15 protein-coding genes and 1 tRNA gene are annotated in these 14,820 nt (G+C 29.1%); all 16 read right to left on the bottom strand.

The window, feature by feature from the left end:
• Window positions 1–413 (bottom strand): hypothetical protein (locus WC356_04085; GenBank protein ID MFA5382321.1); only part of this gene is annotated, 413 nt, incomplete at its 3' end.
• Window positions 410–1,099, bottom strand: coding sequence for an ABC transporter ATP-binding protein (locus WC356_04080; protein MFA5382320.1), 690 nt, complete (start codon window positions 1,097–1,099; stop codon window positions 410–412). The genes WC356_04080 and WC356_04085, both read right to left, overlap by 4 nt.
• Before the next feature lies 1 nt (window position 1,100).
• Window positions 1,101–1,445 carry a PadR family transcriptional regulator gene (locus WC356_04075; protein MFA5382319.1) on the bottom strand — a complete coding sequence of 115 codons (345 nt, stop codon included), beginning with the start codon at window positions 1,443–1,445 and terminating at the stop codon, window positions 1,101–1,103.
• 43 nt (window positions 1,446–1,488) lie between these two features.
• Complete coding sequence (locus WC356_04070) at window positions 1,489–2,358, bottom strand: M48 family metallopeptidase (GenBank protein ID MFA5382318.1); 870 nt, start codon at window positions 2,356–2,358, stop codon at window positions 1,489–1,491.
• 11 nt (window positions 2,359–2,369) lie between these two features.
• Window positions 2,370–2,921, bottom strand: coding sequence for a LemA family protein (locus WC356_04065; protein ID MFA5382317.1), 552 nt, complete (start codon window positions 2,919–2,921; stop codon window positions 2,370–2,372).
• Between the two features lie 139 nt (window positions 2,922–3,060).
• Complete coding sequence (locus WC356_04060) at window positions 3,061–4,002, bottom strand: Fic family protein (GenBank protein ID MFA5382316.1); 942 nt, start codon at window positions 4,000–4,002, stop codon at window positions 3,061–3,063.
• 81 nt (window positions 4,003–4,083) lie between these two features.
• Window positions 4,084–4,255 (bottom strand) — tRNA-Glu (locus tag WC356_04055).
• 206 nt (window positions 4,256–4,461) lie between these two features.
• On the bottom strand, window positions 4,462–5,076 hold the full coding sequence (tmk, locus tag WC356_04050; GenBank protein ID MFA5382315.1) for a dTMP kinase: 615 nt from the start codon (window positions 5,074–5,076) through the stop codon (window positions 4,462–4,464).
• Window positions 5,077–5,111: 35 nt separating this feature from the next.
• Window positions 5,112–5,540 carry a hypothetical protein gene (locus tag WC356_04045; protein ID MFA5382314.1) on the bottom strand — a complete coding sequence of 143 codons (429 nt, stop codon included), beginning with the start codon at window positions 5,538–5,540 and terminating at the stop codon, window positions 5,112–5,114.
• Window positions 5,537–5,980, bottom strand: a complete 444-nt coding sequence (locus tag WC356_04040) for a hypothetical protein (GenBank protein MFA5382313.1) — start codon at window positions 5,978–5,980, stop codon at window positions 5,537–5,539. Before WC356_04040 ends, WC356_04045 begins: the two co-directional genes overlap by 4 nt.
• Entirely contained in the window at window positions 5,946–6,308 is a 363-nt protein-coding gene (locus tag WC356_04035) for a hypothetical protein (GenBank protein ID MFA5382312.1), read from the bottom strand. Before WC356_04035 ends, WC356_04040 begins: the two co-directional genes overlap by 35 nt.
• A complete protein-coding gene (locus WC356_04030; protein MFA5382311.1) occupies window positions 6,299–6,994 on the bottom strand; it encodes a hypothetical protein in 696 nt (231 codons plus the stop codon). Before WC356_04030 ends, WC356_04035 begins: the two co-directional genes overlap by 10 nt.
• A gap of 342 nt (window positions 6,995–7,336) precedes the next feature.
• Entirely contained in the window at window positions 7,337–8,479 is a 1,143-nt protein-coding gene (locus WC356_04025; GenBank protein ID MFA5382310.1) for an HTH domain-containing protein, read from the bottom strand.
• 101 nt (window positions 8,480–8,580) lie between these two features.
• Entirely contained in the window at window positions 8,581–8,895 is a 315-nt protein-coding gene (locus WC356_04020) for an ATP-binding protein (protein MFA5382309.1), read from the bottom strand.
• A 201-nt stretch (window positions 8,896–9,096) separates the two neighbouring features.
• A complete protein-coding gene (locus tag WC356_04015; protein ID MFA5382308.1) occupies window positions 9,097–11,733 on the bottom strand; it encodes a hypothetical protein in 2,637 nt (878 codons plus the stop codon).
• A 394-nt stretch (window positions 11,734–12,127) separates the two neighbouring features.
• The gene (locus WC356_04010) at window positions 12,128–14,815 is read right to left on the bottom strand and encodes an AAA family ATPase (GenBank protein ID MFA5382307.1); all 2,688 of its coding nucleotides are present in this window, start codon (window positions 14,813–14,815) and stop codon (window positions 12,128–12,130) included.
• Window positions 14,816–14,820 lie beyond the last annotated feature (5 nt).

Below are 14,820 nucleotides of genomic sequence, written 5' to 3'. Positions count from 1 at the left end.
GATAATGAAGGCGGTCTATTAACGTATATTGGAATATCAATAGCTCTTGAAAGAGAATTATCTGCTCCACTAGTTATTTGCTCAGCTCCCCTTACTATAATTCTTAATGCATAAACACCAGAAGGAGTATTATCTTTAACAGTAAATGGAACTGAAATTAAAGAAGTACCATCAGGTTCCATATCTCCAATATATACAGAAGATTTAGCTTCAATTCCTGAAGAAGGCTGTATTGATACAGTAACTCTTTCTAATACATTTGTTCCTCCATTTGTAATTGTCAATGTTGCTGTTCCTTTGACACCAGGTCTTGCTGTTGAAGGCAGAACCTCATAATTTGAAATTTGTATATCTGCAAAAATAGATGTAGATATTAAAACTAATAAAAACATTACTAAAATACTTTTTTTCATTTTTTATTCACCTCTTTATCTATTAAACCATCTTTAATATGAATTGTTCTTTTTGTTAATTTTGGTATTCTTGGATCATGTGTAACCAAAATAATTGTTTTTCCTTCTTTATTTAATTTTAAAAATAAATCTAAAATAGATTTTCCTGATTCTGAATCTAAATTTCCAGTTGGTTCATCTGCTAAAATTATATCCGGTTCATTTGCTAATGCTCTTGCAATTGCAACTCTTTGCCTTTCACCTCCGCTTAATTGAGATGGTCTGCTATTTAATCTATGACTTAAACCAACTTTTCTTAATAATTCTTCTGCTGTTTTTGTTCTTTCTTCTTTAGAATAACCATAAAACATCATAGGAACTGCTACATTTTCTACTGAACTAAAAGTAGGTATTAAATTAAATGTTTGAAAAACAAAACCAAGTTTTTTTCCTCTTAAATATGCTCTTTCATCCTCATTTAATTTAGATATATCTTTTCCTTCTAATATTATCTGTCCTTCTGTAGGTTCTGTTAATAATCCAATAATATTTAATAAGGTAGATTTTCCACTCCCAGATGGTCCTACAATACTAATTAATTCTCCTTCTTTTATTTCTAATGATACTCCTCTCAAAGCATCGACTGGAATTTCACCAAGCAAAAATCTTTTTTTAACATTTTCGATTTTTAATAAATTTTCTTTCATTTTACTTCGCCTTTAATAAAAATAACATATATTTTTCTAATGTTGGGGTAATTAATTTTCTTACATTCCTAAAACATTCTTCTCCTTCTTTTGTTATTTTATATACATATTTTTTCCTTTTATTTTTTTTATCTTCAATTTTTTTGATATATCCTTTTTTATGTAAAGAATTTAATAAAGGATATAATTGAGAATAAGTAATTTTTATGTTTTCTTTGTGTAGTCTTTTTATTAATTCATATCCAGTATCTGATTTTTCTTTTAACATCCACAGGATAAATATAGAAAATTTCTTTTTTATTATTTTTTTGATATTTTTCTCTGAGGTTAAAAAACTTGACAGCATAAACAATATATACATATTAAGATATATAAAGGTTTTGATATATCTACATATTCCTTAATTTTTTAATTCTATCATCTAAAGGAGGATGCGTTGAAATTAAGTTTGCAAATCCTTTTTTTATTGGTTCTGCAATAAATAAAGGTGCAGTAGCACTTGAGGCTGTTTTTATTTTTGTATCATGTTTTTTTAATTTTTCTAATGCATTTGCCAATCCATCTGGATATCTTGATAATTGTGCGCCTGTTGCATCTGCTAAATATTCTCTTTTTCTTGAAATTGCTAATTGAACTAAAGTTGCAAAAATAGGAGCTAAAATCATAAATAAAATTCCTATAATTAAAACTATTGGGTGCCCTCCTTTTCTATCTCCAGAACCGCCAAATATTAACATTCTTGTTGAAAATTGTGCTATAATTGCTATTAAACCAACTAGAACTGCTGTTAAAGTCATAAATCTAATATCATAATTTTTAATATGCGCTAATTCATGCGATATAACTCCTTCTAATTCTTCTCTATTCATAATATTTAATAATCCTCTTGTTACTGCAATTGCTGAGGATTTGGGGTCTTTTCCAGTAGCAAAAGCATTTGGGTTTTGGTCTTCAATAATATAAACTTCTGGCTTTGGTATTCCTGCTGCTAATGCTAATCCTTCTACTGTATTAACTAGATAAGCATCTTTTATAGGATCTGCTTTTTTAGCTCCTGTTGAAGCTAAAACAATATTTTTGCTAAATCTATAAGATATAAAAACATAAATTACTGAAAAAAATACAATTATTATTAACACACTTGGATCATTAAAAACAAAACTAAGTATAAAACCTAATCCCACTAAAATACCAAATACAATAAAAATTAAAAAAGTAGAAAGCCATTTATTATGGCTAATCTGTTTGTACATTTCCATTTAAATTCACCTTAAAACTCTACTTTAACAGGTTTTCTTGCTTTTTCTTCTCCTGCTTCAAAGTATTGTTTTTTAGTAAAATTCATCATATTTGCGAACATATTATTTGGAAATGTTTGTATTTTATTATTAAAATCCATCACTGAATCATTATAAAATTGTCTTGAATAAGCAATTTTATTTTCAATTCCTTCTAATTGTTCTTGCAATAATCTGAAATTTTCATTTGCTTGTAATTTAGGATAATTTTCTGCTACTGCAAATAATGATTTTAATGCACCTGCTAATTGAGTATCTGCTTTTCCTTTTTGTTCAATTGTTTCGGCTTTCATTAATGAAGCTCTTGCTTTTGTTACTTCTGTAAAAACACTTTTTTCATGCTTTGCATATCCTTTTACAGTATCAACTAAATTTGGTACTAAATCAAACCTTTTTCTTAATTGAACATCAATTTGAGACCAAGCGTTATCCACTCTATTTCTAGCTACAATTAACCCATTATAAATTACTATTACTGCAATTAATATGATAGCTATAATTAATCCGAGTATCCAAAATATCATTTGATTTCACCTCTTTAATAATAATTTACAATATATATTTTTAAACGTATCTTAAATTTGATATGCTTTGTGGATTGGAATTAATTTTATAAAAAATAATTTAAAAAAAAGTGCTCCGGCCGGGATTCAAACCTACTATTTACTTATATGATTTAAATGTATGCTGCTCCACCAACACTTTGGCAATGTAATGTACTATTTCTTCATTATTGCCTTTATCCCCTTCTTCTTCAATCGCTTTGTAATAGTTAATCTTATCTTTTAATTCTATGTAAAACATTGGAAATTTGCTTTTTAATAATATCCAATTCATTGCGACCCTAGATGTCCTTCCATTTCCATCAGCAAAAGGATGAATTCGAACTAATTTATTATGCAAAATTGCACTTAATTCAATAGGGTGCAGTTTCTTTCTTGCGGAGTAATACCATTGGAAAAGTTTTCTCATCTCCTCCTTAACTTTTTTATGATTAGGAGGCACCCACTCAGAACCAGAAATTCTAACTTCGTGAGTTCTGTACTTGCCTATAATTTTACAATTAGTGTTCTTTGTGATTATCTTATGTATATTAAGCAAAAACTTCTGATTGAAACCTCCCTTATACATTTTTATGAATTCATAGCAATCTTTTGAATTAATTGTTTCATTAAAATCATTTTGAGTGACACCAGTAGGGATTATACCCTCAGTTAGTATCATACTTGTCTCACGAAGGCTTAGACGATTTCCTTCAATTGCATTTGAATTATAAGTAAACCTCACAATAAAATCTTCTTCATATTTTTCTCTTTCAACTGTACTTAATTTACCATACCTTTTGTTAAAAATTTCTTTTAAATCCTGTAATTTCTCAACTTCTTCATTGCTCAAACAAGTATATTTAGAAGTTGGTTTGATGAAGCCTTTCTTTAATGCGTCAGCTTCAATTTCTTCAACTGCATTTTTTATTTGTTCTTTAGATGGGGGCTTATCACCAATATACTTTCTTATTTTTCTCCATTTTTTATCGCTAACCCTAAAGTTTTTTGTAATATAGTAATAGATTTTGCCTCTCCTTTCAAGCTTCTCTATATAAACCACATTATTTGTATGGGCACAAAAATATATAAAATTATCGATTTTTGTTAAATAAAGTGCCCGTATAAATAGTAATATAAAAAGTGCTCCGGCCGGGATTCCCAATCCCTTTCTTTTCCCGAAAAGAAAGGTCTAGGGTTTACCCCAAAGAAAAGGGAAAACTCTAAATCTCCTCTATTGAGAATAGAAAGTTCTTTTGAACCCGGGTCGCTAGGGTGAAAGCCTAGTATCCTTGACCGGACTAGACGACCGGAGCAAAAAGTATAAACTTTTTGCTTGGTCCCTTCAAGAACAATTGAAGTGGACCGGAGCTTTACGAATGTAATGAGTAAAGCGAGGTCTTTTTGCAACAGCAAAACAGACCGGAGCTTTACGAATGTAATGAGTAAAGCGAGGTCTTTTTGATACACATCAAATAAGACTAACACTAGTAAAAAGTATAATATTCATATTTAATTGTCTTTATAAAGTTTTAGTTTGTTTTAAAATTGGGTCTAAAAGAATATTTTTCAATTCTTCCCAAACTTCTTCTATAGATTTATTAGTAATATCAATTTTAATCCACGTAGCACCAAAGGGTTTTTCTTCATAAAGTTTTTGATATATTTCTCTACAATTACTTTGCATTTTAAAATCTTTTTCAAAAATATTTGAACCTGTTGCATTTCTTCTTCTTTCAGCACTTATGTTAGGACCAATATCAAACCAAACTACATAATTTGGAATTAACAAATCTCTTTTTTTAATTTCATCAATAATTTTTTCTATTCCTAAACTCTGTCCTTGATATGAGATAGTAGAATAAAAATATCTATCAATTAAAATAAATCCTGATTTATTTTCTTTTTTTATTAAAGGCATGTCTCTTTTCATTTCTCGTAAATAAAAATTCATCATTGATTTCGCCGAATGTTTCACTCTTTCATTTAAATGTCTATTTATTTCACTATTTTTAAAGGGCTTATGATATTTATAAAAATGTGTTGGCAATTCGGTTTTTATTAATTCATTAAAAAATTTTTTTATTTGTGTGGTTTTTCCTGTACCATCTATACCTTCAAAAACAATTAGAACCATAAGTACTTAATAAAACAAAATGAATTAAAACAAATCTATTGTTTTTGCATCTCGACTTCTAAAATAATTATTCCGCCTAAATAAGTAGGTATTGTTCTTTTTGTTGAAATAACATTTCCTTTTTTATAACAAGAAGAATAACTGCCTAAATTTATATCTTGATTAATTATTTCGATACCTAATATTAAATCATTTAATGACCTACTTTCTAATTCTGTTTTAATATCTAAACAATATCCTTGGGATTTAGCTAAATCCTGCATTTCATATATGACATTTATATCCCCATTAGACAATCTTTCCATCCCTCCATTTTTTTCTGTCACTTCTAAAATATCATTTAATAATTGATATTCATATAACGTTGTATCAATATATTTTGTGTTCAATAAACTTAATGAACTTATAAAAAAAATTAATATAGTAAGAGAAAAAATTGCTTCAAATGACATTAACCCTTTCATTTTCCACACACCCTTAAAATAGAAGTTTCATTATTATATAAAACAATTCTATTTATACACAAATTATCTTCATAAAAAGTATTACACCCTTCAATTTTACAAAAATCCAGTTTAAGTTCTTTTAACTGTAATTTATTTTTTAGTTCGTCAACCCCAATTTTATTAAAACTTTCAGCAGTAATTTCATGATGATAAATTACTTTTGAATTATAAATTTCTTTTGTTTCAACTGCACCTACTTTTACTAAATAATCCGCAGCTGAAATTAATTTATTATAAATAATTTGCTCATTCAAACTTTTTTCATTTGAATTATGAATTTCTGCTACTGTGGTTAATCCAAAATACAAAATAAATGCTACCACTACAACTGCAATAGCTAAATCAAATGCAAATTGACCTTTTTTATATTGGTTCTCCATCAAGCCTATTAACAACATATCTTTTATCACCAAAAGCCCAAACAATTTCAGATAAAACTGGGGAACTTATTTTTTTGCCTTCAATATCTTTTGTAATTTCATTTCCTGTATATCCAATATATGCAGGAATAACAAAAGGTGTTTTTGTATATGGAGCTGTTGAAGTACTTATAAAATTTGACCTTAATGCTATATTTTCTAATTCCATTTTTGCTTCAATCATCTTATTATTATTTAACTCAGAAGTATGTGATGTATTTATTGAAGAAAAAACAATTCCTATTATTAATATAAGAATTGTAAAGGAAATTAATGCTTCTAATGTGCTTTGTCCTTTTAGATCCATATAATATCAAACTCCTCCGTATTAGGAATAAATGCTACTGTTGAAATATCTGTATATAAATCATACAAACTTATTCCAATAATTTTATGGGTATTTTGAAGATAAAAATCCTGTTTTTGAAATTTTATTGTGATTGTTCCATCTGCGTTTGTATAAATTGAAAAATAATCATGGCAATTTTCGATAGAATTTGAATATATTTTTGCTGTTTTATCTGATTTCATTTGCCAGCTTAAATCTGATAACTGCCCTTGTGTTGCTTCACCACACCATAATCTAATAGAATATCTTTCTTCATTTTCATAATAGTTATTCAAAGAAGATAAATGTTCAACTATTCTTTGTTTTATCTCAGTTTCTAATGAGGGTTCATCCCCGCATACAGGACAAGAATAATAACTAGGAATTACACAATTTGTAGGTTCTTCTAAACAGCTTACACAAACACATTTTTTCCACGCTTCATATTTGATTTTATATATTATCTCTCCTTCTTCTGCTCCTTTTTTAGAAGCTAAAACTATTGAATGCTTGATATCTTGCATTTTATAATAATTATTCTCTAATGCTAAAGTATCTGCATATTTAAAATTCTGAATAAATAAATAACTTGACATTGCAAGTAGTATAATACCAATTAATGTAAAAACTAAAAGAGAATTTACCATTCCTTTACTAAAATTCATGTAATAAATTGTATCAATAAATGATTAAAAATGTATGTATTTTTGTTTAACATTCAAAAACAAATTTTAAGTAATACAATACTGAGTATTACGATACTTAAACTTTTATTTTGAGTTTTTAAAAAGAGTCATTTCAAAATCAGATTTAAAAAATAAAAAAAAAGGGAAAAAAAGGGTCTAATGTAAATCTCAAAAGATTTACAGCAGTCAAAGAAACTTTGACTTAAATTTAGACTCTTTGCATTGCAGCTATGAATTGGTCTGTGCTCTTTTCGCCTTTGGCAAAAAGGCATGCCTTTTAATGAAATTAAAAGTGCACAGCTGTTAATGTGTCAGCGGAAACTATTTTTTTGTATTCTTAACAATTTCCCAATAACCCCCCTTATCAGGACCAATACGGCGAAGAATACCTTTCTTCTTAAGAATTGCAATATTTTTTTCTACAGCTCTTGAAGTAAGTCCAAGTTTTGCTGCTATACTTACTGAACTAATTTGTTTGTCTGTTTTAATTAATTCTAGAATTTTCTCCGAACTTTTCTCCGAACTTTTCTCCGAACTTTTCTCCGAACTTTGTTTATCTTTTCCCACTCTCATCATTACTTCCTCATCAATTGGAATAATTATCTTAAAAATATCTTCTTCTATTAATTGGGGAATAGAATTGGAATAAATTTTAACATATTTCTTAAGATTTCTAATTCCGGAACCTAACTCATCCGCAAAGCCAATTTCTTTAAAAACTCGTGCAATTACTGGATTCTTTGGATATGGAGAAAAATTATTAATATCAATTATCCCTCTATGGTGTGGTTTATTACTGTTTTCTGAATAAATTCTATCTTTTTCAATTATAATTTTGGCTGGAAAAGCACTTGAGTACTCTCTGTGAATCAAAATATTTGATGCGATTTCACGAAATATCTTATCTCTTAAACTCACTCTTTGTGTTCCTTCAAGATAAAAAGGATCAGATAAATGTTTCTGTGCAAAAGCAATAATTTTTTCATAACTATCAATTAAATTTGTTCTGATATCTTCTCTATCATCATATCTATCTTTGTTTTTTATTCTTAAAAGTAAATCTGTTTTATAATGAGGAAGTACTGAAATAATAGTTTCATCCTTACCAAATAATAATATACATGCAAGAGTAAAACCTTCTTTTCCTGTTTGGTAATCTTTAGTATATAATTTAACACTTTTTAATAATTCAATGTCAGATAATTTTTTCCACGGATGATTTGTATTAGTCATTTTTCTTACTCTATCTATTAAATCACTTCTTAAATCAGACAATTCACAATAAGGATAAATTTTATTCTCTGTATATTCGATCTGTTTATTTATATAAAGATTAGTTACTAATGTATGGTTATTTGTTATATCAAAATCTCCATCTTCATTTCTAATAAATATTTTTCCATTACATTTATGAACTTGTGAACTTTTTGGAGTATAAATATATAATAATTTTTTCCCTTTCATTTCAATTTCATATAAAATTCGGCAAGGAAACCAACACCTTTAGGTGTTGGAGGAATTGCCGAATTTGATATATTTACAACGAATGAACTATACCTTTGCCTTTAGGCAAAGGAAGTTCTTCGTTGTAAATCATCAATAGTTAAATAAACAGCAGGATTAAGTTTTTGTGGATTATTTATTGTGGTTGCTATGTCTTTTTTTAATTGAGAAACATTATTAACTCCAATAATATCACCAGTATCTGAAACGCCAATCAACAGTTCTCCTCCCTCCCAGTTTAAAAAAGCACAAATTGTTTCATAAATATTTTTATTTATTAAATTTTTGCATTCTTTAAATTCTATATTAGTGTTTTCTCCTTGTTTAATTAATGACTCTATTTTATTTTTAAACATTTTTTCAGTTTCTTTATCCATACTCTCAATCTCTCTTTTTATACTCCCCTATCTTTTATATTTGTGTGTATAATTAATGTTTCAATCCGCATATGGAGGAGAATATTTTTAATTATAATAAAAATTAGTAAATATTATTTATAAACACTTCTAAATAGTAGATTTCCGGCTTAGTTTCAAAATCAGATTTAAAAAATAAAAAAGAAAAAAAGGGAAAGAGTCTTAGACTCTTTGCATTGCAGCTATGAATTGATTTGCGGCTGTTAATGTATCAGCTGCATCTCTACCTGCTACAACAATCTTTCCTGGTGCGATTTGTTTGACTAAAACTGCTTGTGCGTTAAAGTCGTGTGCATTTGCTCCAGTTAATTCTCTTGCTGTTACTGTGTTGACTACAGGTCCTGCTACAGAAACGAAGTTTCCGGATAGACTTGCGCCTTCAGTATCCAACATAATTAGAGAACTTGGATTGACTGTTCCAGGTGCCATACCTGCTACAGATGCTGCGCCTTCACCAGAGATAATTGCTTCTAATCCTCCAGTGTATGCACATCCAGCTGCTCCAGCTCCACTTACAGTACATGCGCCTGTTGTACAGGTTATTGTATCTACTGTAATGGTTGTGTCAGCGAATGTTTGGCTGTCTCCTTCATTTGCAGTCCATGTTGCTGTATTAGGTGTTGCTTCATCTCCGTGTGTTGTAAAGGTGAATAACATATCTCTTACAGATTTTGGTACATTAAATTCATATTTTGTTGAAGTTAATGAATATTCAGTACCTCTGATATCTACAAAATCATCTTCAACTGTTTCTGCAAAGTCATCTAATTGGCAATTTGCTGCAAAACCATTTACTGTATAAACAGCTTGTTGGTCATCATCAGCATTTGTATTTCTAATTTCCCAATCATCTCCATCTCTGTATACTGTAAATGCAGTTGTAGATGTATCTTCTGCTGAATCAACTTCTCCTACTTCTTGAGTAAAGATTATATCAATATAATCTCCATCAGCTGTGTCTACTGCTGCTGTTCCCCAATGTGCTACTAATCCACCATCATTGAATGTTAGTTCAACTACTCCATTGTCTCCTGCAGTATCATAGGTTGCTTCCCAATCTTCAGTATCTGCATATTCTCCATCTTCTTCAACACATTTATCATTTGGATCATAAACCCAAACATCACCAGATTCCCATGTATGTCCTGCTACATCTGCACCAAATGCATCTGCATCAGTTTGTTCTTCTAAAGCAACATAAATGATATTACCATCATTAGCTCCTTCTCCTTCGAATTCATCTGATGCTGTTGAGATTTTTAACCAAACTTCTGCTTTTGCTTCATTGACTTCACAATCAGAATCTCCTGCTGCATCACAAGTACATTCATCTGGATCATCTTTTGCAAATTCAAAAGTTAATTTTGTCATATCTTCTGTTGATAATCCATCATATGTTAAATCAAATGCTACTGGATCATCCATAATATTGTATGTTTCTCCTTCTGATAATTCAAAAGAATCATCATTATAAAAGACAATTTCTCTTAAATTATCTGGGTCTTCTTCTGAACCGTCTGTTGTTGCGTCTGCTGCTGCACCATCTCTATTTTTCCAGTATAAACTGATGAACCAATCTTCATTATCTTCTATTTCATCTCCATCATCTAATTCCCATTCTTCTGAATAAACAGCTAATTCTGCCCATTTAGAAGTTAAGGTAATACCAGGAGCTGTTTGATATATATGTACTGCTATTTCATCACTTGGTCCCATATCTTCAGTATTGCCAGGATTTATTTGTGTTTGTTCTACAACTTCTCCTGTAGATTTATCAATTAAAGATACAATAGCTGGATGTGCGAATCCTGCACCAGTTCCTACTGAAATATCATCTAATTGTACATAATAATCTTCAGTAGTTAATTGTTCTCCAACTGAAATTATTCCATATGCTGCTTCTTTTGCCAAGGTTATTGAACCACCAGATACTCTGTCATCATCATTTGTTACATCTGTACCTGGAGGATCCATATTAATTATATGCCAATAGTCATTAAACAATTTGATTGTTGGTCTTTTTGATCCCATTTCTTTTGTTTCTTCGCCAGAAATTAAACAATAACCCCAATCATTGTGGTCTGCTTCTGTACAAACTGGAATACCTTGATCTTCTAACCAAAAGAATTTTACTGAATAAACTATTTGGCTAAAATCACCAAAAGGAACACTGTCTACTTCATAATTAGTTATACCTTCTAAATATGTGTATTGTTTTTCTGTCACTTCAAAGGAACCAGCAGTTACATCGTAATCTACAAATGGTGTAAAACCACTATCGATTTTTAATCCTAAGAAAGTATCTCCAGTATTTTCAAAGAAAGGTGATACATCATCTTCATTATCGTCTCCACCTAATTCATCTTCTGGTGTTGTTTCATCTCCTGCTCTGTTATTTAAATCAAGATCTAATACATCATAAATACTAGCTTCGAAGGTATAAGCACCTTGGATTCCTGGGGATGTTATAGTCATTGATACACTTTTGTCTGTTACTGGGCATGAACCCTCTGCGCCTTCGTCTGCGCCGCATACTGCTGTACCTGTTAATTCAGCAGAATAGGTTACTTCTTTGTATGACTCAGCTGCTAATTTGGATGCAATTCTTGCGCCTGCTACTCCATCAGTCATAGCTGCTGTTGATGCGCCTGGTATCAAAACTGATACTTGTGGTACACCATTGTCACTTACCAAAGTTGTATCCTCGTACATTAATTTGCTTGCACTTACTGCTGCACTACCAACGAATAATGCACCAATTGCAAGTGCTGCTATTTTTTTTACATTTAGTCCTTTCACAAAACCACCTCTGGTTTATTCATCGCCTATATAGCGGATATTGATAAATATTATCGGCGATGATTGTTTTTATTTTTTTTATCCGCATCAATAGAATACGCTATGCTCAATAGCGCTATTCTTACAATGAAGTTCTATGTAAAGTTTTTTAAACCTTATGTAAAAGTATAAACAAAAGTTGCTATATACTAAAAAGCATTTCGTTATTTGTCAAACATATATTGGTACTCACCGAGAGAACAATATTTTAACATTTTATTTAGTTCTGAGAATAAAGCTCAAAACCCATTTACGTCTTCTACCATGTTTATTAACAAACCTTTCATGAAATATACACAAAATTGTTTTCATTTCATCATGAATTCATTATAATATGTATTTAATATATAATATATTACTTTTTATCATGACTACGTTTATTACTAAATACTTCAAATTTATGCAAGTGTTCTACACTCAATGAAGGTTTTATTCTTTTAATTACATTAATAAATAATTCATTATTTAATGATATTTCAGTATTCTCTAATATGTTTCTTACTAATTCCATTTTAGCTTCTTGTGTTATAGCAGTTATATCTGCACCTGTATATCCTTCTGTTAATTTAGTGATTTTATCATAATCTAATTCATCAGAACCTTTAATTCCACATAATTGAGATATTAACATTTTCCTTCTTGCAGTAAAATCAGGTAATGGAACATATAATACTCTATCAAATCTACCTGGACGCAATAATGCTGGATCTAAAAACCAGGGTTTATTAGTTGTTCCTATTATCATAACTCCTTCTAATTTCTTAACCCCATCCATTTCAATTAATAATTGGCCTATTACTGTTCTTCCAAATACGCTTGCTTCTCCAATTGTATCAATTTCATCTATAAACACAATTGAGGGCGACTGTTCTCTTGCTCTTAAGAAAATATCTTTAATTTCAGCTACTGCATATTCAGGCCCTCTTTTTAATAATGAAGGCGCAGATATATTCAAAAATGAAACATTTAATTCATTAGCAGCTGCTTTAATTATTAAAGTTTTTCCACAACCTGGCGGACCAAACATTAATAATCCTGTTAAGGGAGAGACTTTGTATTTTTTAATCAAAGCTGGATGTAATAAAGGAACTTCTATTGTTTCTAATAATAATTTCTTAACCTCTTCTAAACCAGCAACATCTTCCCATTTAACTTTTTCTTCAGTTTCTTGAATTTCTTCTTTATAAATCGTTCTTTCAAAATCCATTCTAAATGTCTCATATTCTTCTAAAGATTTTAATGAAACACTTGGTTTAATATTTTTTAATACCTCTTCAAAATCATTTAATTCAATTGGAACAACTTTCTTAATTTTAAATGCTCTTTTTGCAGCTAAAGACTTTGCTTCTTTACAAATATTTGCGATATCTGCACCAGAATATCTTCTTGTTTTTTTAGATAATTTACTAAAAGAAAGTGTTTTTTCTAAAGGAAGTTTTTTAGTATGAACTTTAAATATTTTCTCTCTTGCTTCTTCATCAGGTAAAGACATATATATAATTTTATCAAATCTGCCTGGACGCAATAATGCGGGGTCAATTAAATTAGGTACATTTGTTGCACCAATAATAATTGTTTGTTTAACATCTTTAAATCCATCTAACTCTTGTAAAAATAAACTTAAAACACGTGGGCCGGTTGAATCATTAAATAACTCTCTTCTTTTAGCAAGAGCATCAATTTCATCAAAAAATAATACACAAGGTGCACTTTTTCTTGCCATATCAAATAATTTAGCAATATTTTTTTCAGATTCACCATATTGATTTGATAAAAGATCGCTTGCTTTAATATAATAAAAACCAAAATCTAATTCTTGAGCTAAAGCAGACATTAATAATGTTTTTCCACATCCAGGAGGTCCAAATAATAAAATTCCACTTGGGGGTTTAATTCCATATGTATAAGCAATATCTCTATGTTCTAATGGAGTAATTATTGACTGCTTTAATTCTTCTTTAACATTATCATAATTCCCTATATCATCTAAAGATTTTGCTCCTGAAGATTCTTCAAAATCCCTTATTCCAAATTCTCCAAAACCAAATTTCTTTGTTCTTTCTTGTAAATTAAGAGTTCTTTCTCTTGTTAGACTTACATTATTTTTCTCTAAAATAAAAACGATAATCACTGTTAAAATAACATATACAAAAATCATTTGATTAAATACATAACCATATTCTAAAGATATTAAATAATACACAATTGGAATTAAAAATAAAGACAAAGATGCAATTGTTTGTTTATATCTCCATTTTCTAATAAATCCAGGTATTTTTGCTATCAAAAATAAAACAATACCCCAAATAAAAATTTGTATTAAAGCACTATCTTCAATTAATAATTTAAAAACATTTGAAACAGTTTTAAAAAACACTTTATTAATGCCGTATATATTTCCGAAATTAAATACTTGAGTAAATCCTTGTCCAATATCTAAAAACACAGTTTTAAAAGAGGTTATATCTTTTGAATTTTGAAGAGATTCTTCAATAGGAAGATAATTCTGTATATTCAAAGGCATAAATGCTGAATTTTCTACATACCAAATACTTGATAATAATAAAATCAAAAAGACAGCAGGTAAAGAAACTAATAATGATTTTTTTGAGCCTACATATAATACGGATAAAACCATTAAAAGAAAAATAAATCCTCCAAAAAAAGAAAATGGATAAGGTGCAAAAGGAGCTAATATTAATATTTCTAAAATAGCAATTATATGCCAATTTTTAAACATCTCAAATAAAGTAACTGCTATAACCAATAAAAATAACCAAGCAAACATTGTTGATTGATATGCAACTGCTGGAAAAGATATTAATATACCCAATAAAACAGCTAAAGAAGGATTTTTAGTACTAATATACCCAATAGATACAGCCAAGATAATAGAAACTATCTGTGGATAAAATGGAAAAGAAACTAAAAGAAAAAAAGAACCTAATCCAACTAAAACAGCCCTCCAAAAAATATCATTTTCTAAAAGATAATGAATATCTGCTTTTATTTTTTGCATTAGAAATGAAGGAGTTTTAGACATATAGA

It is taken from the genome of Candidatus Micrarchaeia archaeon (genome assembly GCA_041653315.1).
Taxonomy (GTDB): domain Archaea; phylum Micrarchaeota; class Micrarchaeia; order Anstonellales; family JAHKLY01; genus JAHKLY01.
This window is presented reverse-complemented; position numbering and strand designations above follow the sequence as displayed.